Here is a 22,273-nt window from a genome sequence, read left to right as displayed (position 1 = left end):
GACGATTACATTGATGCTCTGCGGACACGACGGTGAATAGACTTCATGAATCGTTTCATTGCCCGGCGCGTTATTCCGTCGCAGGGTTGCGGTGATTATTTCGCCCGGCGTTTTATTATTGCGAAACACAGTATCGAGTAATTCGTGACAGTTATTTTATTAAGTTTTAGAAACGACTTTAATCAAGTTTGAAAATCAATGAACAATGGTCAAGTCAATGAAATTTCTATCGTCCGTCAAGGCGAACCTACCTATAATAAATCGCAGGACAATTCAGATAATTTGCAATAGCAGAGCAAGCATTTCAGGGCCTGACATTAATCAAGGAATATCAAAATGCCTCAAAAACTATTTCGCGCACAACCATTCCCGCTCTCGTTCGATTCACAAACAACTGCATTGGCCATGATCGACATGCAGCGTGATTTTGTTGAACCGGGAGGCTTTGGCGAAGCATTGGGAAATGACGTCTCCCTGGTGCGCAGCGCGATTGTCCCGTGCGGGAAAGTCCTGAAGGCGGCCCGTGATTCGAAGCTGCTGGTCATCCATACGCGTGAAGGCCACCGCGCCGACCTGGCCGATTGCCCGCCTGCGAAACTGACGCGCGGCGGTAAGACATTCATTGGCACCGACGGCCCCATGGGCCGCATCCTGGTCCGCGGCGAGGCAGGGCACGACATCATTCCGGAGCTGTATCCGGCGCTGGGCGAACCCATCATCGACAAACCCGGCAAGGGCGCGTTCTACGAAACCGACCTGCAGCTGATTCTGCAAAACCACGGTATCAAGACGCTTATCGTGTGCGGGGTGACGACCGAGGTCTGCGTGACAACGACGGTTCGCGAAGCCAATGATCGCGGCTACGAGTGCATTATCCCGGCGGATTGCGTCGGGTCGTATTTCCCGGAATTCCAGAAATCCGCGCTGGAGATGATCAAGGCGCAAGGCGCAATTTTCGGGTGGGTCACCGACGCCGCGGCGATTGTCGACGGCTTGCGCGGCTGAAGCCGGCCGGGCCGCCATGGCACGCCTCCTCACGTTCCCGGTGTGTTCGGTCGGCTATATGGCCGAGCACGGGCCGCGCGAGACGCAGCGGTTCTGGGTCCATAGCTGCTTTCAGCACGCCATGAACATGTCGTCGGCGAGTGGCGAGTTGCTGACCTTGCTGAGTCCGCGCTATCAGAACCTGCCCACGGCTATAAGGATCTCGACGCCGCCCGGCTGGGATTGGCGGCATCAAGCGCACTCCCGGCAGCCCATCACGCTCGAGAACAACGAGTTGCGCGGCACGCTCTGGCGCGCGAACCTGAGCCAGGCACCGTGCTGGCGGCCTGGAACGGATCGGGTGCGGGGCGGCCATTCGCTGAACGCGATGCTGGCGGCTTACCCGGCATTGGCGAGCCAGTTGCTGGAGTACTGCCTGGAACGCGAGGTCCGCAGCAGCTTGCAACTGGTGCCGGGCTGGCCGCCGGGAGGGCGCAACCCTCGGCTGAACCTCGGCGACGAAAAAGCGGAACTGGAGAGCGGCGTCTCCGAACTGATTGGGTACGGAGCGGGGCTGACGCCGGATGGCGACGACTACCTGCTGGGTTATCTGGCGTCGTTATGGCCGTGGCAACATCTCGGCGTTATATCCGCGCATTTGAAATTATTGCGCCCGGCCATAAAAAATCAGCTTCACCGGACGACCAGTATCAGCAGGCATTATCTGGAGCTCGCGTTGCAGGGGCACTATTCACAGTCGATCGATCATTTGACAACGGTCCTGATTCACGGAGTCCCGGTGGCGGAGCTGAAACTTTCGGCAATCAACGTTATGAAATTCGGCTCGTCATCTGGAGCAGATTGTCTCGGCGGCTTCTTGCACGGAATAAGAGCGCTTGGGAAGGTGGAGCAGAAAGAAATGACCTGATCCATTGTACCGACTAGCGAAAAACGATTATCGAATTAATCAGAGTGATGGCACCCGCCGCGTGCAATGACGGGTTCGCCAGGCGGTCACTCGGCCGAATCTGGACCAAGAAGGTGTAACGATTACGGAAGCTGAAATGAGCATAAGAACCAAGGTCTTCAAGAACATGTATCAGGACTCCGTGTCCCTGATGCAGATATCCGCGCACATCTCCAAACTTGCCGGCATCGAGCAGGCCTCGGTGGTGATGGGAACGAGCACCAATCTCGCGCAACTGCGCGACGCGGCTCTGGACGACGGCTGCACAGCCGGCCCGAACGATCTCGTGATCGCGGTACGCGGAGAGATCGCGGCGTGCGACGGCGCGCTCGTTATTGCGGAAGAGCGTTTGAACAGCAAGCCGGAGGAGTCAAGCGGCGACGGCGTGCGTCCGCCACCGCTTGCCAGCCTCGAAATGGCGGTGGAACAACAGGCAGCATCGAATCTCGCGCTGATTTCGGTCCCCGGCGACTACGCCGCCGCCGAAGCGATCAAGGCGCTGCGCCTGGGGCTGTCGGTCATGCTTTTCAGCGACAACGTCAGCCTCGCCCACGAACTCGAGATCAAGACACTCGCGCGTGAAAAAAACCTGCTGGTGATGGGACCTGATTGTGGGACGGCCATTATCAATGGGTTGCCGTTGGGGTTCGCCAATGTGGTGAGGCGCGGGGCGATAGGCGTAGTGGCGGCATCGGGCACCGGATTGCAGGAAGTGACATGCCGTATCGACCAGTTGGGCGCCGGGATTTCGCAGGCGCTCGGCACGGGCGGCCATGACCTGCACGAATCGATCGGCGGGATCTCCATGTTGTACGGTCTCGATGCGCTGGCTGCGGATCCCGACACCCAAGTGATCGTGCTGATCTCCAAACCGCCCGCTCCGGCAGTGGCGGAAAAAATCCTGGCGCGGGCGCGCGCGGCGGGCAAGCCGGTTGTTGTCAATTTCCTGGGCGCAAAGCCGGAAGACATGAACGTGCCGGGGATCACCCCGGCGTACACCCTGGCGGATGCCGCCGGCTTCGCCGTCGCATTGCTCTCAGGCGCCAAACTGCCGCCAACGGTAGCTGAAATCAACTCACCGGACGCAGGCCGTCTGCACGATTACAGCCGGACCTTGCGACCCATGCGGCGCTTCATCCGCGGGGTGTTCGCGGGGGGCACCTTTTGCTACGAGAGCCAGTTGTTATGCCGGCAACGCGGCTTCGCCGCGTCGTCGAATACGCCGGTTGCGTCCAACAGCAAGCTCGAGGATATCTGGCACAGCACCGGTCACACACTCGTCGACATGGGCGATGACGATTTCACGCGCGGCCGTCCGCATCCCATGATCGATCCCACGTTGCGCAACCAGCGAATCCTCGCGGAACTGAACGACCCGCAAACGGCCGTCGTGCTATTCGACCTCGTGCTGGGTTACGGCGCATCGACAGAACCTGCCCGCGAGTTGTTAGAACTGATCGAGCACGCGCGCCTTCAGGCGGCGGGCCAGGACTTGCCGGTCCTGATTTCCCACGTCTGCGGCACGGAAGCCGATCCACAAGTCAGAAGCCGTCAGGTCGATACCTTGCGCGAAGCCGGCGTTCTGGTTGCCGGTTGCAACGCGCAGGCGGCGCTCTGGGCGAGCCACGTTGCCCATCTTCAGGCGCAAAAATAACGGGACCATGATGAATACGCTATTTAACCAGCCACTGAACGTGGTGAACGCAGGCTTGAGCAGTTTTGCCGATAACCTCGCCCTGGCCGGCGGCGACGTCACTGATTTACGCTGGCAGCCGCCCGCTCTCGGCGACGTAGGCGCGGGGCTGGCGCTGGCATCGCTGATTCGCCATCCGCTGGTCGATCAGGCCAACGAACAGGCGTTCCAGCAGTATCTCGCGGCCCAGCCGGTACTCGTCGATGTCATGAGCGCGTCGCACGCAATCAGCGCAATGGCGCATCGCAAGCTGATCCTCCATGCGGGTCCGCCCATCGAATGGGCCGATATGTGCGGACCGGTGAAAGGCGCGATTGTTGGCGCGATCCTGTTTGAAGGATGGGCGACGACCCACGAAGCCGCCGAGCGTCTGGCGGCGGACGGCGCGATTGACTTCGAGCCGTGTCACCACTATCAGGCGGTCGGCCCAATGGCGGGCATCATCAGCCCGTCCATGCCGCTGTGGGTGATCGAGAACAAAACAAACGGCCGGCGGGCCTTCAGCAATTTCAACGAAGGACTCGGCAAGGTGCTGCGTTTCGGCGCCAATAACCGCGAAGTGCTGGACCGCCTGCACTGGATGACGCAAGAACTCGCGCCGACATTGAAGGCCGCGTTGAAGGCGCTGGGCGAAGTGGAATTGAAGCCGATGATGGCGCAAGCGTTGCACATGGGCGACGAAGTCCATAACCGCAACGCGGCCGCCACCGGGCTCTTGATCAAGCGCCTGATTCCCGCGTTGTTATCGACCGGATTGCCGATCGACCGGATTCAACGCGTGACCGAGTTCATTGTTAGCAACGATCACTTCTTCCTGAATCTCTCGATGGCCGCGTGCAAGGCAATGACCGACGCGGCCCACAACGTGCCCTTCAGTTCAATGATCACGGTCATGGCGCGCAACGGCGTGAATTTCGGCATTCGCATGTCCGGCACGGGCGACCGGTGGTTCCAGGCGCCCGCCAATCCGGTGGAGGGTTTGTTCTTCCCGGGCTATGGCGTGGAAGACGCCGCTGCCGATCTTGGCGACAGCGCGATCACCGAGACGGCGGGCGTGGGCGGCTTCGCCATGGCGTCGTCGCCGGCCATTGTCAAGTTCGTGGGCGGCACGCCGGCGGACGCCACCAGCAACAGTCGTCGCATGCAGGCCATCACGCTGGGCGGCAATCCGGCGTTCACTCTCCCCGCGCTGAATTTCGCGCCGACCGCCGCGGGTATTGATGCCCGCAAGGTGGTTGATCGCGGCATCCTGCCGATCATCAATACCGGGATTGCGCACAAGGAGGCTGGCGTCGGGCAGATCGGCGCGGGCATTACCACGGCGCCAATGCCGGGCTTCGTTGACGCGATTCGCGCGCTCGCCGAATACATCTAAACCATACGGGACACGCATCATGACCAAGCCTCTGGCAATTGTCGCGGTTGGCGGCAACGCGCTGATTCGCGACGATCAACACGATAGCATTCCTGATCAATACGACGCCGTCGTCGAAAGTGCGAGGCACATTGCCGACATGATCGAGGCCGGATGGGATCTGGTGCTGACGCACGGTAACGGACCGCAAGTGGGTTTTATCCTGCGCCGCTCAGAACTTGCCGCCGAGGAAGTCCGGCCGGTGCCGCTGGACTACGCCGTCGGCGATACGCAGGGCGCGATTGGCTATATGTTTCAAAAGGCGCTGAGCAACGCGCTGCGGCGTCGCGGGATTCATCGGCCCGTGGTCACCGTTGTGACCCAGACCCGCGTCAGCCGCGACGATCCGGCGTTCCTCAATCCGGGCAAACCGATAGGCGCTTTCCTCGACGAAGCCACCGCGCGACAGCGCGAAAAGGCCCTCGGATGGACGCTCATGGAAGATGCCGGACGGGGCTGGCGCCGCACGGTGGCATCGCCTCAACCGCTGGAGATCATGGAGCGCGAGGTGATCTCGACGTTGCTTGCACAAGGATGCGTCGTGATCGCATGTGGCGGCGGAGGTATTCCGGTTGTAGTCGATGAACATCACCAGATTTCGGGCGTGGAAGCGGTCATCGACAAGGACCTGGCTTCGGCACTTCTCGCCGAACAACTGGGCGCCGACCTGCTGTTGATTCCGACAGGCGTTGAACAGGTGGCGATCAATTTCGGCAAGCCGGAGCAGCGCTGGCTCGACACGCTAAGCCTGGCCGAAGCGCAGGCATTGATCTCGCAAAATCAGTTCGGCGCGGGCAGCATGTTGCCCAAAGTGGAAGCAATCATGCGATTCGTTACCTATAGCCGGTCGCATGGGGGACACGGCAAAGGCCTGATTACAAGTCCGGAATCGATCAAGCGTGCGCTTGATCGCAAGACCGGAACGTGGATCACGCAATAGTCGCTCGAGCTGGTTGAGTTTTATTTAGCAATACAAATTTTAATTGAAGAACGAAGGCAAACAGATGAAGAACACTACGTTGCTGGCCGTCAACGGCACGCTCATGCGCGGGCTCGAACTGAATGGCAACATGACCGCGGCGGGCGGCGTGTTCGTGCGTGAAGATCACACCGATCCGCATTACCGGCTGTGGAGTATTGGCGATCGGCATCCGGGAATGATCCGCGTGGCAACAGGCGGAACATCGGTCGCGCTCGAGATCTGGGAACTGCCGCTCGCGTCATTCGCCGATTTGTTGTTGAGCGAACCGGCGGGTCTGGCGATCGGCAAGGTGACGCTTCGCGACGGCAGTCAGCTATTGGGCGTGCTGGCCGAACCCTGGCTGGTTGAAGACCAGAAGGACATTACCGCGCACGGAAGCTGGCGTGCCTATACGGGTCATTTCTACTCCGCCTGATCGCCTGAAACCACCAAGGAACATTTGTATGCGCAACACTGACGAACGCCCGAATACGGCGCCCGGGTATCGCATTGCCATGATTTTATTGGGCATTGCGATTACGCCGGTTTTGCTCTCCTCCTCCAGTCTGGGTAGTCAGCTATCGAGTCTGGCGTTGATCAAAGTGGTGGTCATCGGCGGCATTATCCTGACCATCCTTTCTGGCATCACCATTTGTGTTGGCGAGAAGGCGCGGCTTCCAACGTACGGCATCGTCAAGTATCCGTTCGGCGAAAAAGGCGCGATCGCCATCAACGTCCTGCTCGCGATCAGTTTGTTCGGATGGATTGCGGTAACTGCCAACATGTTCGGGCATTCGGTTCACGATCTGCTGGCGCAACAGGGCCTCGAAATACCCGTGCCTCTGCTGGTCGCCGTAGGTTGCGTGATCTTTGTGGCCGCTACGGCTTTTGGTTTCGAACTGCTCGGGAAGGTGGCTCAGTTCGCAATACCCGTCATCGCGTTGATGCTCTGTTATTGCGTCTATGTCGCGGCTCACGGAATGGTGCCGGTACCAGCCGGTTTCACCGATATGAATACCGGCGTGGCCGTTTCCACCGTGGTCGGGACGATCATTGTGCTGGTGGCTACGCTGCCTGATTTCGGCAGTTTCGTTCACGATCGCAAGCACGCCTTGATTGGCGCGGTGCTGACGTTTCTGATTGCTTATCCGTTGTTGTATTGGGCGGGTGCAACGCCAAGCGGAATATCAGGAAAAGGTTCTTTGCTCGGCGCCATGGCCGTGTTCGGGGCCGTGCTGCCGGCCGCATTGCTGCTTATTTTCGCGACCGTGACGGGCAATGCCGGGAATATGTTTCAAGGCACGCTGGTCGTCTCAACCTTGTTCACGCGGTTTCCGAAATGGCAGATTACCGTTGCGCTTGGCGTGCTGGCGGTGATTGTTGGCAGCATGGACATCATGGCGTGGTTTATCCCGTTTCTGCTTTTCCTAGGAATCGCAACGCCGCCCGTGGCCGGGATTTATATCGCAGACTTTTTGCTGTATAGGCGAGGCGGGTATGACGAGCGCTTGCTCGCGACGGATCCCCAGGTGAAGGCGCTTACCTTCGTTGCGTGGATCATCGGATCGCTGGTTGGATTCATGACCGTGAAGGGCGTGTTTTCCCTCACAAGTATCCCTTCGCTCGATTCGATTATTGTCGCGTGTGCTTGTTACGCGATCTTCAGCCGGGTCACGCGCTTGCGTAGCATCGCGTAGCTTAGTGGTTCAATTTCAATGAACCTGTCCGCCACGCGGTGTGGCGGACGCTTCTATCCCTGCGCTCCGATCAGGTTCGTCACTTTGACGTTCCGTGTATCCGGCACTTCCGCATACGAGAGCACCTTCAACTGCGGCAAGCTCCTTCTCAGGAAACGAGCGAGCATGGCGCGCAACGAATGCTGCACCAGAAGGACCGGCGGCAGTCCCATGTTCTGCTGACGCAGAATCGCGTTCTGGGTCGAATTCAACAACGTCTGCGCCAAACCCGGTTCCAGCCCGGGATTCGCGCCCGTCTGCAACGCCTGCGACAACACGCGCTCCAGCGTCGGGTCCAGTCCCATTACCTGCAATTCGCCGCTGCCCGGATACCACTGCTGCGTAATCGCGCGCCCCAGCGCCAGACGTACCGCCGCGGTCAGGTCGTAGGCATCGGATATCTTCGGCGCGTGTTCCTGCAATGCGTCCAGGATCGTGCGCATATCGCGGATAGGAACGCCTTCTTCCAGCAAGTTCTGCAGCACCTTCTGCAAGGTGGTCAGCGCCAGCGTCTTCGGCACCAGGTCGTCAGTCAACGAAGGCGTGTCCTTGCCAATGCGCTCCAGCAGCGCCTGCACTTCCACGCGACCCAGCAATTCCGCAGCGTGCGTCACGACCAGATGGTTGAGGTGAGTCGCCACGACCGTGCTGGCATCGACCACGGTATAGCCGTAGACCTGTGCCTGCTCACGCAGGTTCGTATCGATCCACACTGCCGGCAAACCGAACGCCGGATCTTGCGTCGGATTTCCCGGCAACGTTGCCGAGACCTGGCCCGGGTTGATCGCGAGCCATTGGCCCGGGAATGCTTCGCCTACGCCCACTTCCACGCCCTTCAGCGCAATCCGATAACCATTCGGACGCAACTCCAGGTTGTCGCGGATATGGATCACCGGCGGCAGGAAGCCGATTTCCTGTGCGAACTTCTTGCGGATGCCCTTGATCCGCTTCAGCAACTCGCCATCCGCGTTCCGGTCGACCAGCGGTATCAGCCGATACCCCACCTCAAGCCCGAGCGGATCGATCATCGCGACGTCGTCCCAGCTCGCTTCCGTATTCTCAAGCGGTGCAGCGGCGGTAGGCACAACATCCGTTACGAGGGACGCTTTCTTCTTCGCCGAGATGCGCTGGTTCATCGAACGCGCGGCGTATATGAGACCACCGCCCAGCAGCAAGAACGCGAAGTGCGGCATGCCTGGAATCAAACCCATGATGCCGATGATCACGCCGGTAATCATCAACACGCGCGGGTTGTTGAATAGTTGCCCCGTCAACTGCGTGCCAATATCTTCTTCGGTTGCCACCCGCGAGACGATCACGCCCGCTGCCGTCGAGATGATCAGCGAGGGGATCTGCGCGACGAGGCCATCGCCAATGGTCAGCAACGTGTAGTTCGTGGCTGCGTGCGCGAAGTCCATATCGTGCTGGAGCATCCCGACAATCAAGCCGCCCACAATGTTGATGATCATGATCATCAAGCCCGCGATCGCGTCGCCGCGCACGAACTTGCTTGCACCGTCCATGGAGCCGTAGAACTCGGCCTCCTGCGCGACTTGCAAGCGGCGCTTGCGCGCCTGGTCTTCGTTGATGAGGCCGGCGTTCAAGTCGGCATCGATAGCCATCTGCTTGCCCGGCATCGCGTCGAGGGTGAAGCGTGCGCCCACTTCGGCAATCCGCCCCGCACCCTTCGTAATCACCATGAAGTTGATGATCATCAGGATCACGAACACCACAATACCGACCGCGAAATTTCCGCCCACCAGGAAGTGGCCGAACGACTCGATCACCTGACCGGCGGCGTCGGGACCGGTATGGCCTTCGAGCAGGACAATCCGCGTGGACGCCACGTTCAGCGACAAACGCAGCAGCGTGGAGAACAGCAGCACGCTTGGGAATGCGGCGAAATCGAGCGGCTTCTGCGTGTACATGCTGACCAGCAGCACCATCACGGAAAGCGCGATGTTGAACGTGAACAGCAAGTCGAGCAGAAATGCCGGCAACGGCAAGATCATCATGCCGAGGATCATGCAGATCAGCACCGGCCCGGCGAGAGCCCGCAAGTTCTGCGATCCCAACGCGTCAGGGCGCTTCGAGAAAAATCCGGCGCGCGCGTTCATGCTGTGCTTCCTTTCATTGGGTCATTTGGGCCATTTCCGGCTTGTTCTGGTGCCAGCGCCTCGGCGGCTTCCTGGTCAGCTTCTGATTCGGGGACGCTGCCTTTATCGAGTTCGGGAGGAACCTCGAGATTCTCGGGTTCATCCGGTCGACTGCCGCCGTCTTTCTTGAACTTGCGCAACTGATAAACCCACGCCAGCACTTGCGCGACGGCGCCGTACAGCGCGCCCGGAATCTCGCGGTCAATCTCGACGTTGTGATACAGCGCGCGTGCAAGCGGCGGCGCTTCGAGCAGCGGCACGTTATGTTCGAGCGCCATTTCACGGATACGCGTGGCCACGAGGTTCACGCCCTTCGCGACTACCTTGGGCGCGCGCATTTCGCCATCGGCATATTTCAGCGCGACGGCGAAGTGGGTCGGGTTGGTGACGATCACGTCGGCCGTGGGCACCGCGGTCATCATCCGGCGGCGGGCAGCGGCGCGTTGCTGCGCACGAATACGCGCCTTGACCGCCGGATCACCATCGCTTTCACGATGTTCGCGCTTCACTTCCTCTTTGCTCATGCGCAGCTTCTTGGCGTGTGTCCAGAGCTGGTAGGGGACATCGACTGCGGCGACGAGGAACAGTCCGGCGATCGCCGTGCCGCAGCACACCACGAGCAGATGCATGGTGTCGGCGAGTGCGAGAGCCAGCGGTTTCGTGACGAGGCCCAGCACTTCCTCCTTGCGGCTCCACATCGCCCAGCCGGCCAGTCCGCCGACCACCAGGGTCTTCAGGATCGACATGCCGAGCGCAATCGGCCCTTGCACCGAGAAGATCTTGCCGAGCCCGCTGATAGGGTTCAGGCGGCTGAACTTCGGCAACATGACCTGGGTGCTGAGCAGCCAGCCGCCCAGCGCCATGGGTGCGCCGACCGCGGCCAGGCCAGTCAGCGCGAGCACCGGCCACAAGGCCATGAAACCTTCCTTGCTGGCGGCGCTTGCGCCAATCAGCATCTGGTTGGTGTCGAGGACAGTGTTGTGATTGAACGTGAACGCGCCGCGCAAGATGGCCTGCATATGCTGGCTGACGGGGCCGGAGAAGCCCCAGACGCCGACGAATCCCGCCGCCAGCAACGCGAATGACGTGAGTTCCCGTGAGCGCGCGACCTGACCTTCCTCCCGCGCCTTTTCCAGGCGCTTGGGAGTGGCTGATTCGGTCTTTTCGACGTCGCTCTCTTCTGCCACTTCGCTGTGCTCCAGTCCTGCCGGGCTTCACAGAAACCCCGACGCATTGATCCAGTGGAGCGATTATTACGAAAAGCAGCCAGCGGCCATCGCGTGATCAGGGCGGAGAAACGGGGGTAATTCGGACGATGGAACCAGCGCGAAACCCGCGCGGCCAAGCGCAATGAAAAACGCGCCGGTCCCGGGGTTGGGACGCGGCGCGCAGCGCAGTGTTTTGAATCGGTCGGACGGAACCGTTTTTACACCCCGTAGATCCCCGGCACGCGGCCATCGGGACCATAGAACGACGACTTGGGCGGAGCCATGGTTAACGCGGCGAGCGCATTGCGGTTGTATTCCATGCGCGAGCGGATCAGCACGCCGATGCTGTTGTTGCCGCGCCGTGCGCGTCCCGCCGCCGCCAGCAGTTCCTTCCAGCGCGAGGCCAGCGCTTCGTCGCCGGTGACGGCTTGTTCCATGCCGACAAAACCCTTCGGCAGCCCAAGCGCGTCAAGTTGCTCGTCGCGCTGGCGTTCCAGTGCGGCAAGCTGCTCGGTCAACGCAGTTTTTTGTTCGATGATCGAAGGCAGCGTATCGAGCGGCGAGGCCGCAATGAGCGCTTTCTCTTCGTGGGCAATGAGCGACTCGAACGCATGAACGGCAGCGGTTTCGTCGATAACAGTGGCAAGCAGGGCGTCTTTCATGGGCGACTCGCTAAAAAACTCCGGCCCGCGTTCATAGCGGTGCCAAGGTCAAAAAAAGCCGCCCGGCGCTGCATCGTGGAAACGATGCGTCTATCTGAAGCTTATCGTCCATGTGCTGCGGGCTCGCTCTGCGCGCCGCCTGCAACACTTGGCCGCTATGCTCAGCCGCCGGCCGGCGGGGTGTTCGTTTGCATCAGTTCACGTGCGCTGCTCAGCATGCCGTCGGCGATCTTGCCCGAATCGACCTTGTAGCTGCCGTCGTTCAGCGCGGCCTTGATCGACGCGACTTTCGCCGTATCGATGTCGGACGAGCCCGACGTGCGCAAATCCTTCGACAACGCCGACAAACTCACCGTCGAATTCGAGGCGCCGGTGCTGCTGGTTGTGCCGCCAGTCGTGCTGGTGGCTTGGGCGTCGGCTTGCGCCGTACGTTGTTGTGCAGCTTCCTGCAAAGCTGCGATCTGGCTGGTGTTGCTGGAATCGATTTTCACGATGGTCTTCCCTGACGATGTGATCCCTTTATCGGCGGACGCACGTAAAAACTTTAACCTTCCCGCCGCCCAGACCACGCGCCAGTCAGCCTTATCTCCCGCTCAGCCTTGTCGGATAAGCCCGATAAGGAATTGCAACAAATTGCAACAAATGAGGGATAACCCACATAGGGCCATTCCGGACCATTCTTCAAAGCTGGATCTCCACTGTCGAACCGTCCTTTACGATGCCGGAAATGATCTGTCCCCCGGCCGTTTTGACTCGAACCTGCTGACCGGGCGCGGCGTTATTCATGACGCTGCCTTCCGCCGATATCGAAAAGCCCGCGCCTGCAGTGACCACCCGCACGCTCTGGCCGATCACGACGGCGCCGGCGCCGCGCAGCATGTCGGTGCGCAGCGGCAGGCCCGCCGCGAGTCGCGACAACGTCACAGCTCCTACGGCTTGTGACGGGTCCGTGACGATGGCTTGCGGCATGGCGGTGAGATCGCCTTCGCGGGGAATCAGGTCGGCGGTAGTGAGCACTTCGCCGGGCGCAACGGCGCGGGCCGCAAGGTAATACGTGGCCATCACCGAGACGCGTGCTTGCAGATAAAGCGTCCACGGCCGTTCGCCAGAGCAACGCACACCGACGGTCGTGCGACCCCAGACCCGCGAGCCCGCTGGCAGGAACGGCTCGAGCGTCGAACAGGCTGCGAGGCCGCGAGGGAAAACGGGCGTCACGGTGATGTCGGCCTTGCCGGGCAACCCCGCCGCCTGCTGCGTCAGGAAGACGAGCGCGGCGGCACGCACCGAGTCGCCGTCCTGCGTGAGCTGGCTGGGCGCACCGGCCATGGCGGGCGCGGGTTGCAGCGGAGCGCGGATGGGCGCCGGGGTGCGCATCGAAACGGGCATCATGCCGGCGACCGGCGTGGCCGGCGCAGCGGCGATCGGCCTCGCCTGGAAACCTCGCGAGGCAACACGCGGGATGCCCTGGGCCGATGCACTGCCGTCCGTCGCGACGACCACGGGCATCACGTCGCGTGAAGATGTGGTGACGCGGGGAAGGGGATCGGCGGCTTGCGCCGGGATGGCGCTTCTAACGTTACTAATAGGAGTAGGCGCTTTCGGCTCTCCGTTACCGGGGATCTCGATCATTCCGTTGGCATCGGGGGCATCGTTCGGTGCCGATGCCGATGCCGATGCCGTCCGGCTCGGCGTCATCGCCAGCCTGGGCGCCGCAGCCATGGGCTTCGCCGCATTCGCTTCGCCCGGTCCCGGAATCACGATGAAACCGCTGGTATCGGCGGAAGAAGAGGATGCATCGGCGGCGTCGGCGTGGGCATCGAGTGCGAGCGCGGCGGCACGCATGGCGGCATCGGCTGCATGGGCCGCCGCGGCGTAACCCACCGGACGCGCGGCGCGCACCGGCTGCGGGTTGACCGGCTGAGCAGGGTTCGCCGACTGGCTCGCGCTGGCGTCCACCGTCATGCCCGCGTCTTTCGCCATTGCCACGACGGCCGCCGGATTGGTTTCGGCGGGACCGGCAATCATGATCGTGCCGCCGCCCCCGCCGCCCGCTTCCTGCGCGCGCGCCGTTGTCACGCCGGCGGTCATGAGAGCGAACGCAAGCACGCAGAGCGCAACCGGACCGCTCGGCGCAACACGAACACGGCGAGCCAGATGCGCGCGGGCTTTCACCAGGCCGTTCGCGGCCAGGCGATGAACCGCCGGCTTGCGAGCAGGCGCAGTGAAGCTGTGCATTGTGTTTCTCCCAAACAAATCCAGCGAATCCGGCAGACCAAAAACGAGAACCCCCTCATTCAAAGTCGATGAATTCCTTAAACGATCAACCCACGAGACGAATTCTAGATTTCGGCGGCTAAAGGCAAGCGTCGAATAGAGGCCGGCTTTCCCTGCTATTCGTCTGATTGCATCTTGCGTCTCGCTCCTAAGATTCGTCTCATGCAAAAGTCTTCGATAGCCAATGGCAACCCGGCGCTTGCTTGATCGCCCGGCGTCATTGACCGAGAGACGCACGAAATGCACGAAACACGCGAAACACCGCTGACAAGATCTGAAGCTGAAGGAGGACCGCCATGCTGGACAAGCTCGACCAGGAATTTGCGTTTGGCCGCGAAGCGCTGGATGTGCGCGCGTACCGGCAGGAACTGTTGTCGTCGAATATTGCTAACGCCGATACCCCGGGCTACAAGGCGCGCGACGTCGATTTCTCCAGCGCCCTCGCAGGGGCGCTGAAAAAGACCGGCACGGCGGCGGACACCACGGCTTCCGGCACCGCGCCGCTGCAGATGGCGCAACCGGTGAGCGTGTCGACGGGCGCGGCACTCGCGACGACATCGGCGGGGCATATGTCCGGCCAGGCGACGCTTACCGCCAGCGGCGGCAGCAGTGAAGACTACGGCCGTCTCGCGTACCGGATTCCGAGCCAGCCGGCGCTGGACGGCAATACGGTCGACATGGATTCGGAGCGCGTCCAGTTCGCCGACAACGCGCTGCATTTCGAAGCCGGCATGACGGTGGTGTCGTCGCAGATCAAGACGATGCTCTCGGCGATCACGTCGAACTGAACTGAACCGACCGCCCAAAGCGCCTGATAGCCAAGCTAACGAGGAGAAAGAATGTCTTTGATGAACATCTTCAGCGTTGCCGGTTCGGCGATGTCCGCGCAGGCCCAGCGCCTGAACGTGACCGCCTCGAACCTGGCGAACGCCGACAGCACGACGGGCCCGGACGGCCAGCCATACAAGGCGAAGCAGGTGGTATTCGGCGTCGATCCGCTTGGCGGTGCACGCACGGCGTCGGGTCAGCAAGTGGGCGGCGTGCAGGTGACGGGCGTGATCGACGACCCGACGCCGATGAAGACCAGCTACGACCCGAGCAATCCCGCAGCAAACGCGGACGGCTACGTGACCATGCCGAACGTCGATCCCGTGCAGGAAATGGTCAACATGATTTCGGCGTCTCGTTCGTATCAGGCGAATGTGGAAACGCTCAATACCGCCAAGCAGCTGATGCTTAAGACCCTGACGATCGGAACCTGAGGACAACCCCGTGACAACCAACACCACGATCGGCAACAACGGCGCGACGATGTCGCAGACGCTGCTGAACACCATGAACGGCACGTCGAGCACATCCGGCACATCCAGCACGTCGGGTACTTCGACAGCCAGCTCGAGCGCAAGCACAACCGGCGCGCAGTCCCCGGCGGACCTGCAGAACACCTTCCTGACGCTGCTCGTCACGCAGCTCCAGAACCAGGACCCGACCAACCCGACCGACAGCTCGCAGATGACCTCGCAACTCGCGCAGATCAGCACGGTGTCGGGTATCGGCCAGTTGAACACGTCGCTCAGCTCGCTCGCGACGCAATTGTCGGCTGGGCAGGGCGCGCAGGCTGCGTCGCTGATTGGCTCGACCGTGCTCGCCCCGGGCAGCACGATGACCGTGTCCGGCGGCAAGGCCAGCGCCTTCGGCGTGCAGGCGGCCACCGCGCTCAGCGACATGACCGTGAGTGTCACGAACAGTGCCGGCCAGGTGGTGAATACGATCGACCTCGGGCCGCAGGCTGCGGGCGTGGTGCCGGTCACGGGCTGGACGCCGACCGACACGACCGGTGCGACGCTGCCCGACGGCAACTACACCATCACGGCGGGAGGCACGGTCAATGGCGCAGCGGCCACGGCGACCGCGCTGTCTGCATCGACGGTCCAAAGCGTGGTGCAGCAGGCCGACGGCACGGCGGGTGTGATGTTGTCGACTGGCAAGACGGTTCCGTTGACCAGCATTGCATCGATTCTCTAAGCCCCAATTCATTAGCTCATTCTTCTAGAAGCGGAGACCGTCATGGGTTACCAACAAGGTTTATCTGGTTTGTCCGGCGCGTCGAACGACCTCGATGTGATCGGCAACAACATTGCCAACGCGAACACCGTCGGCTTCAAGCAAGGCCAGGCGCAATTCGCCGATATGTACGCGAACTCGGTCGCGACCGCCGTGAACAACCAGATCGGCATTGGCTCGCAGATGTCGGAAGTGCAGCAGCAGTTCGGCCAGGGCACGATCACCACGACCAGCCAGGCGCTGGATGTCGCGATCAACGGCAACGGCTTCTTCCAGATGTCGAGCAACGGCGCGAACGTGTACTCGCGCAACGGCGTGTTCAACCTCGCGGCCAACGGCACGATTGTCAACGCCGCCGGCCAGACGCTGATGGGTTATGCCGCTAATGCGCAGGGCGTGATCAACAGTTCGTCGACCGTGCCGCTGGTCGTGCCGAATTCGAATTTGCCGCCGTCGGCCACCAAGAACGTGAGTTTTCAGTTCAACCTGAATTCGCAGCAGGCTCTCCCGACCCAGACGCCGTTCGATCCGACGAACGCGAATACCTATAGCGCCACCAGCCAGATCAACGTCAATGATTCGCTCGGCGGCACGCATGCGGTCAACGTGTTCTTCGTCAAGCAGGCGACGGGTTCGTGGGAAGCGTATGCGACCACCGGCACGAATAACACGCCCGTTACGGGAACGGCGACCGGTACCCCCGGCGATCTGGGCCCGGTCTCGTTCGACCAGTCGGGCAATCTGATCCCGACGCCGCCCGCCACCGCCATTGCGCCGTACGCTTTTTCGATTCCGGATGGCGCGTCCAACACCGGCGGCGTGCAGACCATGGCGATGTCGTTCGCCGGCACGACTCAGTATGGCGCTACGACCGGGCTTGTGAGCAGCAGCCAGGACGGCTATTCATCGAGCGAGCTGGCGGGCTTTTCGGTCGGCACGGACGGCACGCTGACCGGCACGTACACAAACGGCAAGACGCAATCGCTCGGTCAGATCGCGCTCGCGACGTTCGCTAACCAGAACGGCTTGCAGGATCTCGGCGGCAACAACTACCAGCAGACCGCGGCATCGGGCCTCGCGCAGGTGTCGGTGCCGGGCTCGACCAACCACGGTTCGCTGCAAGGCGGCGCGGTGGAAAACTCGAACGTCGACCTGACCAGTTCGCTGGTGGACCTGATCACGGCGCAGCGCAATTACCAGGCGAACGCGCAGACGATCAAGACGCAGCAAACCGTCGACCAGACGCTCATCAACCTGTAGGCGCAGCCGCTAGCCGGGCACGAGAGAGTTACACATGGACCGTCTGATCTATACCGCGATGAGCGGCGCCGCGCAGGCGCTCGAGCAGCAGAGCGTCACCGCGAACAACCTCGCGAATGCTTCGACGACGGGGTTTCGTGCGCAGCTTTCCGCGTTTCGACAGGTGCCGATGAACTTCGAGAACAGCGCGTCCGGCGACCCGACTACGCGTACCTTCGTGCTGTCGTCCACGCCGACCGCCGATTACACGCCGGGTCCGATCCAGCAGACCGGCAATCCTCTCGATGTCGCCATCCAGGGTCCGGGCTGGCTTTCCGTGCAGACGGGCGACGGCTCGGAGGCGTACACGCGCGCCGGCAATCTGCATGTCGATGCCAACGGCCAGTTGGTCACGGCAAACAACTTGCCGGTGATCGGCAACAGCGGTCCGATGTCGATTCCGCCGGGCGCGGAAGTCACCATCGGCAAGGACGGGACGGTGACCGCGCTGATGCCAGGCGACCCGCCAACGTCGATTGCGACGGTCGACCAGTTGAAGCTCGTCAATCCCGATTCGGGAACCCTGATACGCGGCGACGACGGTCTGTTCCGCACCGCCGACAACCAGCCCGCCGACGCCGATCCCTCGGTGACGGTGGCGCCCGCCTCGCTGGAAGGCAGCAACGTGAATGCGGTGTCCGCGATGGTCGACATGATCACCAACGCCCGCCAGTTCCAGATGCAGACCAAGTTGCTCGAATCGGCCAGCACGAACGATCAGTCGGCTAACAAGCTGCTCGACTTCAGTTAATCCGCAGGACCAGGATAAAAAACATGAACCGCTCTCTCTACATCGCCGCAACCGGCATGAATGCGCAGCAGTCGCAGATGGACGTGATTTCGAACAATCTCGCCAACGTCAGCACGAACGGCTTCAAGGGCTCGCGTGCGGTGTTCGAGGACTTGCTGTATCAAACCGTCCGCCAGCCGGGCGCGAGCTCCACGCAGCAGACCGAACTGGCGTCGGGCAGCCAGATTGGCACCGGCGTACAACAAGTCGCGACCGAACGCCTCTACACGCAGGGCAACCTGCAGCAGACCGGCAACTCGAAGGACGTCGCCATCAACGGCAACGGCTTTTTCCAGGTGACGATGCCCGACGGCACCACCGCCTACACCCGCGACGGCTCGTTCCAGACCAACGCACAAGGCCAGCTCGTTACGTCGAGCGGTTATCAGGTCACCCCGGCCATCACGATCCCCACGAGTGCGACCAGCGTGACGATCGGCTCGGACGGCACGGTCACGACCACGGCGCAGGGCAGCTCGGCCAACACGACAGTCGGCCAGTTGCAGCTCGCGACCTTCGTCAACCCGGCCGGCCTCGATGCACGCGGTGAAAACCTGTTTGCTGAAACGGCTTCGTCCGGTACGGCGAACGTCGTGACGCCGGGTTTGAACGGCGCGGGACAGTTGCAGCAGGGGTATGTGGAATCGTCGAATGTGAACGTGGTCCAGGAATTGGTGAACATGATCCAGACCCAGCGTGCCTATGAAATCAACAGCAAGGCCGTGACCACGTCGGACCAGATGCTGCAGACGCTGAGCCAGATGCAGGTTTAAGTTGCACCAACCGCATCACCCGCATCAGCAGCGTAATTCCGAAGGACCACGAAGATGTCATCAAAATTTTCACGCTTTTCACGCATCCGCAGCGCCTCGGTGCTGGCGCTGGTCGCCTTGGCGGCCTGCGCGCTCGTGCCCAAAGAGCCGATCACCCAGCAGCCGATGACCGCGCGCCCGCCAGCGGCGCCGCTCAATTCGGCATCGCCCGGCGCGATCTACAACGCGGGCTACGCGGGACGGCCGCTGTTCGAAGACCAGCGTCCGCGCAATACCGGCGACATCATCACCATCGTGATCGCGGAAAACGTCAACGCGACGAAGTCGTCGGCAGCGGCGGCGGCGCGCAACGCCAGCGAGGCGTTCGCCGTGCCGGTCACGCCGGGTATCTTCGGCGGGCTGTTCCACAACACCAACCTGAGCGCCAGCGGTTCCAACGGTTTCAACGGCTCGGGCGGCGCGAGCGCGGCCAATACCTTCAACGGTACGCTGACCGTCACCGTCACCGGCGTCCTGCCCAATGGCAACCTGCAAGTGAGCGGCGAAAAGCAGATGCTCATCAACCAGGGCAACGAATTCGTGCGCTTTTCGGGCGTCGTCAATCCGACGACCATCTCCGGCACCAACACGGTCTTTTCCACCCAGGTGGCGGACGCGAAGATCGAATATTCGGCGAAGGGATATATCGATGAATCGCAGCAGATGGGCTGGCTCCAGCGCTTCTTTCTTAACGTGGCGCCCTTCTGACCATGAAACTCTTTCTTCGCTTCGTCTCCATTGCGCTGGCGTGTGTTGCCACATTCGCTGCCGCACTCCCACTGCCCGCGCAGGCGGAACGCCTCAAGGACCTGGTCTCGTTCCAGGGCGTGCGTGACAATCCGCTGATCGGCTACGGCCTCGTGGTCGGTCTCGACGGCACCGGCGACCAGACCACCCAGACGCCGTTCACCACGCAAAGCTTGGTGAACATGCTCGGCAACCTCGGCATTACGCTGAATGCGGCGACCACCCAGAACATGCAGTTGAAGAACGTCGCTGCCGTGATGGTGACGGCCGTGTTGCCGCCATTTTCGCGGCCAGGTGAAGCAATTGACGTGACGGTGTCCTCGCTCGGCAATGCCAAGAGCCTGCGCGGCGGCACGCTGCTGATGGCGCCGCTCAAAGGCGCCGACGGCCAGGTCTACGCGATGGCGCAGGGCAACCTCGCGGTCGGCGGTGCGGGCGCGAGCGCGAACGGCAGCAAGGTTCAGGTCAACCAGCTTGCGGTCGGCCGGATTCCGGGCGGCGCGCTGGTCGAACGCGCTGTGCCCGCCGCGGTGACGCAGGCCGGCGGCGTGATGACGATGGAACTGAACACGCTCGACTTCGACACCACGCAAAAGATCGTGGCGGCGGTGAACAACGATTTCGGCATGGGCACGGCGATCGCGCTCGATGGCCGCACGATCCAGCTGCGCGCCCCGACCGACCCGTCGCAAGTGGTGTCGTTCATGGCGCAGCTTGAGAATATCGATGTCAGGCCGTCACAGGCCGCAGCGAAGGTGATCGTCAATGCGCGCACGGGTTCTATCGTGATGAACCAGATGGTCACGCTGCAGAACTGCGCGGTCGCACACGGCAATTTGTCGGTGGTGATCAACACGACGACCGCCGTGAGCCAGCCGGGCGCGTTTTCCAACGGACAAACCGTGGCGGCGAAGCAGTCGAGTATCCAGTTGAAGCAGGACACGGGCGCGCTCAAGCAGGTCGCGGCCAGCGCGACGCTCGCGGACGTGGTCAAGGCGCTGAATGCCCTCGGGGCGACGCCGGCGGATTTGATCTCGATTTTGCAATCGATGAAAGCGGCGGGTGCGTTGCGCGCCGATCTTGAAATTATTTAAAGGCGACAGGTCATGAACGCGAACGGGACCGGTACGACAAGCAACGCGCTTGCATCAACGAACACAACCGACACGAGCAGCGGCCTGGGTTCGTTGTCGAACCGTTTCGCGCTCGACGTGCAGGGCTTCGACGCCATGCGCGCCCAGGCCAACGCCAACCCGCAGCAGGGGTTGAAGGCGGCGGCCAAGCAATTCGACTCCGTTTTCACGCAGATGATGCTCAAGAGCATGCGGGAAGCCACGCCGTCGGACAGTCCCTTCGATTCGAACGACAGCAAGACCTTCACGTCGATGCTCGATCAGCAGCTTTCGCAAAACATGGGCGCGAAGGGCATTGGCGTAGCCGACATGATGCTCAAGCAACTGATGCGCAACGCCGGAGCCACGTCTTCCGCAGACGGCGCGGGCGCAAGCGCGAGCGGCGACAGCAGCGCGAACGCGGGCAACATGGCCGCCATGAACGCGATGGCAAAGGCGTATGCGAGCGCGGCGGGGTCGTCGGCAGCGTCCTCGAAGGCATCGCTCGCCGGCAACGGTTATAGCGCCGACAGCGCGCTGACACCGCCCGCACGCGGCGTGGGCACGGACAAGGTGGCAGCGTTCGTCGACCGCCTCGCCGCGCCGGCGCAGGCCGCGAGCTCGGCGACCGGGATTCCGGCGCGGTTTATCATCGGTCAGGCGGCGCTCGAGTCCGGCTGGGGCAAGCGCGAGATCAAGAACACCGACGGCAGCTCGAGCCACAACGTGTTCGGCATCAAGGCGACCAGCGAGTGGACCGGCAAGACCACCAACGCGGTGACCACGGAATACGTGAACGGCAAACCGCAAAAAGTGGTGGAGAAATTCCGCTCCTACGACTCATACGAAGACGCGCTCACCGACTACGCCAGCGTGCTCAAGAGCAATCCGCGCTACGCGCCAGTCGTGGAAGCCTCGCGCGATGCCGCTGGTTTTGCGCACGGAATGCAGAAAGCGGGCTACGCAACCGACCCGCAATACGCTAAAAAGCTGATTTCGATCATGCGGCACATTGCTTGATCGAGTGGGGAGCAGAGTGGGAAACTGAGTGCGCAGTGGCGCACCTTTCACCGCATCTAATAAGATAGACAAAACGTATTACGAGTAAGGTGTCAAAAGCGACGGGGCCAATGTCGCAATAAAAGACGATGCAGGCTGGCGGCGAGGAACGGGCGCATGGTGCGCCTGGAAGGCAGCCGGCCGGGACGCATCGAAATGGAGAGAAAGTGCTGGTTCGTTTCGATTTGCGCGCTTTGCGAACGTTTTCGGCAGCCGGATACGGGATTAGGAAAGTTTTTTTACAGCCAACCCTAAATATTCGATCCCGGTTGCCGCTAAATGAAACATCGAAGTGCCGGACCCGCCGGGTCCGGTTGGAAGCTCGAATAGTCCCG

General features: G+C 61.7%; 21 protein-coding genes. 16 read left to right on the top strand and 5 right to left on the bottom strand.

Going from position 1 to position 22,273, the window contains the following annotated elements:
- Positions 1 to 336: 336 nt before the first annotated feature.
- From SBC1_RS17340 to SBC1_RS17310, 7 genes are all read left to right on the top strand, one after another.
- A complete protein-coding gene (locus SBC1_RS17340; protein ID WP_165988674.1) occupies positions 337 to 1,005 on the top strand; it encodes a cysteine hydrolase family protein in 669 nt (222 codons plus the stop codon).
- 16 nt (positions 1,006 to 1,021) lie between these two features.
- The gene (locus SBC1_RS17335) at positions 1,022 to 1,912 is read left to right on the top strand and encodes a DUF2877 domain-containing protein (RefSeq protein WP_165988672.1); all 891 of its coding nucleotides are present in this window, start codon (positions 1,022 to 1,024) and stop codon (positions 1,910 to 1,912) included.
- Positions 1,913 to 2,048: 136 nt separating this feature from the next.
- Complete coding sequence (fdrA, locus tag SBC1_RS17330) at positions 2,049 to 3,605, top strand: acyl-CoA synthetase FdrA (protein WP_165988670.1); 1,557 nt, start codon at positions 2,049 to 2,051, stop codon at positions 3,603 to 3,605.
- Between the two features lie 7 nt (positions 3,606 to 3,612).
- Positions 3,613 to 5,019, top strand: coding sequence for a DUF1116 domain-containing protein (locus tag SBC1_RS17325; protein WP_241201973.1), 1,407 nt, complete (start codon positions 3,613 to 3,615; stop codon positions 5,017 to 5,019).
- 19 nt (positions 5,020 to 5,038) lie between these two features.
- A complete protein-coding gene (arcC, locus tag SBC1_RS17320; protein WP_206365975.1) occupies positions 5,039 to 5,998 on the top strand; it encodes a carbamate kinase in 960 nt (319 codons plus the stop codon).
- A gap of 64 nt (positions 5,999 to 6,062) precedes the next feature.
- Positions 6,063 to 6,455, top strand: a complete 393-nt coding sequence (locus SBC1_RS17315; RefSeq protein ID WP_165988668.1) for a glutamyl-tRNA amidotransferase — start codon at positions 6,063 to 6,065, stop codon at positions 6,453 to 6,455.
- A gap of 28 nt (positions 6,456 to 6,483) precedes the next feature.
- Positions 6,484 to 7,716 carry a cytosine permease gene (locus SBC1_RS17310; RefSeq protein WP_165092890.1) on the top strand — a complete coding sequence of 411 codons (1,233 nt, stop codon included), beginning with the start codon at positions 6,484 to 6,486 and terminating at the stop codon, positions 7,714 to 7,716.
- A gap of 53 nt (positions 7,717 to 7,769) precedes the next feature.
- On the opposite strand, the gene flhA is transcribed toward SBC1_RS17310, so the two are convergent.
- The 5 genes from flhA to flgA form a co-directional block, all read right to left on the bottom strand.
- Positions 7,770 to 9,872 carry a flagellar biosynthesis protein FlhA gene (gene flhA / locus SBC1_RS17305; protein ID WP_165092889.1) on the bottom strand — a complete coding sequence of 701 codons (2,103 nt, stop codon included), beginning with the start codon at positions 9,870 to 9,872 and terminating at the stop codon, positions 7,770 to 7,772.
- The gene (gene flhB / locus SBC1_RS17300) at positions 9,869 to 11,098 is read right to left on the bottom strand and encodes a flagellar biosynthesis protein FlhB (RefSeq protein ID WP_165092888.1); all 1,230 of its coding nucleotides are present in this window, start codon (positions 11,096 to 11,098) and stop codon (positions 9,869 to 9,871) included. The genes flhA and flhB overlap by 4 nt, the downstream gene beginning before the upstream one ends.
- A gap of 239 nt (positions 11,099 to 11,337) precedes the next feature.
- Positions 11,338 to 11,781: a flagella synthesis protein FlgN gene (locus SBC1_RS17295; RefSeq protein ID WP_165092887.1), complete on the bottom strand. Its 444-nt coding sequence runs from the start codon at positions 11,779 to 11,781 to the stop codon at positions 11,338 to 11,340.
- Between the two features lie 161 nt (positions 11,782 to 11,942).
- Entirely contained in the window at positions 11,943 to 12,272 is a 330-nt protein-coding gene (flgM, locus tag SBC1_RS17290; RefSeq protein ID WP_165988666.1) for a flagellar biosynthesis anti-sigma factor FlgM, read from the bottom strand.
- 190 nt (positions 12,273 to 12,462) lie between these two features.
- Positions 12,463 to 14,016, bottom strand: coding sequence for a flagellar basal body P-ring formation chaperone FlgA (gene flgA, locus SBC1_RS17285; RefSeq protein WP_165988664.1), 1,554 nt, complete (start codon positions 14,014 to 14,016; stop codon positions 12,463 to 12,465).
- Between the two features lie 335 nt (positions 14,017 to 14,351).
- Between flgA and flgB the strand changes: the two genes are divergently transcribed.
- The 9 genes from flgB to flgJ are packed head-to-tail and all read left to right on the top strand — an operon-like array spanning position 14,352 to position 21,899.
- Positions 14,352 to 14,843, top strand: a complete 492-nt coding sequence (gene flgB / locus SBC1_RS17280) for a flagellar basal body rod protein FlgB (protein ID WP_165092884.1) — start codon at positions 14,352 to 14,354, stop codon at positions 14,841 to 14,843.
- Between the two features lie 51 nt (positions 14,844 to 14,894).
- Positions 14,895 to 15,317, top strand: a complete 423-nt coding sequence (flgC, locus tag SBC1_RS17275; protein ID WP_206365974.1) for a flagellar basal body rod protein FlgC — start codon at positions 14,895 to 14,897, stop codon at positions 15,315 to 15,317.
- Positions 15,318 to 15,327: 10 nt separating this feature from the next.
- Entirely contained in the window at positions 15,328 to 16,080 is a 753-nt protein-coding gene (locus tag SBC1_RS17270) for a flagellar hook assembly protein FlgD (RefSeq protein ID WP_165092883.1), read from the top strand.
- A gap of 42 nt (positions 16,081 to 16,122) precedes the next feature.
- Positions 16,123 to 17,379: a flagellar hook protein FlgE gene (flgE, locus tag SBC1_RS17265; RefSeq protein ID WP_165092882.1), complete on the top strand. Its 1,257-nt coding sequence runs from the start codon at positions 16,123 to 16,125 to the stop codon at positions 17,377 to 17,379.
- Between the two features lie 34 nt (positions 17,380 to 17,413).
- Entirely contained in the window at positions 17,414 to 18,169 is a 756-nt protein-coding gene (gene flgF, locus SBC1_RS17260; protein WP_165092881.1) for a flagellar basal-body rod protein FlgF, read from the top strand.
- A 23-nt stretch (positions 18,170 to 18,192) separates the two neighbouring features.
- Positions 18,193 to 18,981, top strand: a complete 789-nt coding sequence (flgG, locus tag SBC1_RS17255) for a flagellar basal-body rod protein FlgG (protein WP_165092880.1) — start codon at positions 18,193 to 18,195, stop codon at positions 18,979 to 18,981.
- 54 nt (positions 18,982 to 19,035) lie between these two features.
- Positions 19,036 to 19,728 (top strand): flagellar basal body L-ring protein FlgH, encoded by a 693-nt coding sequence (locus SBC1_RS17250; RefSeq protein WP_165092879.1) that lies wholly within the window; start codon positions 19,036 to 19,038, stop codon positions 19,726 to 19,728.
- 2 nt (positions 19,729 to 19,730) lie between these two features.
- On the top strand, positions 19,731 to 20,861 hold the full coding sequence (locus SBC1_RS17245; protein ID WP_165092878.1) for a flagellar basal body P-ring protein FlgI: 1,131 nt from the start codon (positions 19,731 to 19,733) through the stop codon (positions 20,859 to 20,861).
- 12 nt (positions 20,862 to 20,873) lie between these two features.
- Positions 20,874 to 21,899, top strand: a complete 1,026-nt coding sequence (gene flgJ / locus SBC1_RS17240) for a flagellar assembly peptidoglycan hydrolase FlgJ (RefSeq protein ID WP_165092877.1) — start codon at positions 20,874 to 20,876, stop codon at positions 21,897 to 21,899.
- Positions 21,900 to 22,273: the final 374 nt, after the last annotated feature.

Origin of the sequence: Caballeronia sp. SBC1 (genome assembly GCF_011493005.1) — a bacterium.
GTDB lineage: Bacteria > Pseudomonadota > Gammaproteobacteria > Burkholderiales > Burkholderiaceae > Caballeronia.
The sequence above is the reverse complement of the archived record's forward strand: the minus strand, read 5'-3'. Positions and strand labels throughout refer to the sequence as shown.

What these genes read in the sequence shown, in the direction of transcription:
- flgC (WP_206365974.1), top strand. Translation starts at nt 14,895, where the DNA reads ATGTCTTTGATGAACATCTTCAGCGTTGCCGGTTCGGCGATGTCCGCG.
- SBC1_RS17250 (WP_165092879.1), top strand. Translation starts at nt 19,036, where the DNA reads ATGTCATCAAAATTTTCACGCTTTTCACGCATCCGCAGCGCCTCGGTG.
- fdrA (WP_165988670.1), top strand. Translation starts at nt 2,049, where the DNA reads ATGAGCATAAGAACCAAGGTCTTCAAGAACATGTATCAGGACTCCGTG.
- SBC1_RS17340 (WP_165988674.1), top strand. Translation starts at nt 337, where the DNA reads ATGCCTCAAAAACTATTTCGCGCACAACCATTCCCGCTCTCGTTCGAT.
- SBC1_RS17295 (WP_165092887.1), bottom strand. Translation starts at nt 11,781, where the DNA reads ATGAAAGACGCCCTGCTTGCCACTGTTATCGACGAAACCGCTGCCGTT.
- SBC1_RS17325 (WP_241201973.1), top strand. Translation starts at nt 3,613, where the DNA reads ATGATGAATACGCTATTTAACCAGCCACTGAACGTGGTGAACGCAGGC.
- flgF (WP_165092881.1), top strand. Translation starts at nt 17,414, where the DNA reads ATGGACCGTCTGATCTATACCGCGATGAGCGGCGCCGCGCAGGCGCTC.
- SBC1_RS17335 (WP_165988672.1), top strand. Translation starts at nt 1,022, where the DNA reads ATGGCACGCCTCCTCACGTTCCCGGTGTGTTCGGTCGGCTATATGGCC.
- flhA (WP_165092889.1), bottom strand. Translation starts at nt 9,872, where the DNA reads ATGAACGCGCGCGCCGGATTTTTCTCGAAGCGCCCTGACGCGTTGGGA.
- flgA (WP_165988664.1), bottom strand. Translation starts at nt 14,016, where the DNA reads ATGCACAGCTTCACTGCGCCTGCTCGCAAGCCGGCGGTTCATCGCCTG.
- SBC1_RS17245 (WP_165092878.1), top strand. Translation starts at nt 19,731, where the DNA reads ATGAAACTCTTTCTTCGCTTCGTCTCCATTGCGCTGGCGTGTGTTGCC.
- flgG (WP_165092880.1), top strand. Translation starts at nt 18,193, where the DNA reads ATGAACCGCTCTCTCTACATCGCCGCAACCGGCATGAATGCGCAGCAG.
- SBC1_RS17315 (WP_165988668.1), top strand. Translation starts at nt 6,063, where the DNA reads ATGAAGAACACTACGTTGCTGGCCGTCAACGGCACGCTCATGCGCGGG.
- flgJ (WP_165092877.1), top strand. Translation starts at nt 20,874, where the DNA reads ATGAACGCGAACGGGACCGGTACGACAAGCAACGCGCTTGCATCAACG.
- SBC1_RS17310 (WP_165092890.1), top strand. Translation starts at nt 6,484, where the DNA reads ATGCGCAACACTGACGAACGCCCGAATACGGCGCCCGGGTATCGCATT.
- arcC (WP_206365975.1), top strand. Translation starts at nt 5,039, where the DNA reads ATGACCAAGCCTCTGGCAATTGTCGCGGTTGGCGGCAACGCGCTGATT.
- flgE (WP_165092882.1), top strand. Translation starts at nt 16,123, where the DNA reads ATGGGTTACCAACAAGGTTTATCTGGTTTGTCCGGCGCGTCGAACGAC.
- flgB (WP_165092884.1), top strand. Translation starts at nt 14,352, where the DNA reads ATGCTGGACAAGCTCGACCAGGAATTTGCGTTTGGCCGCGAAGCGCTG.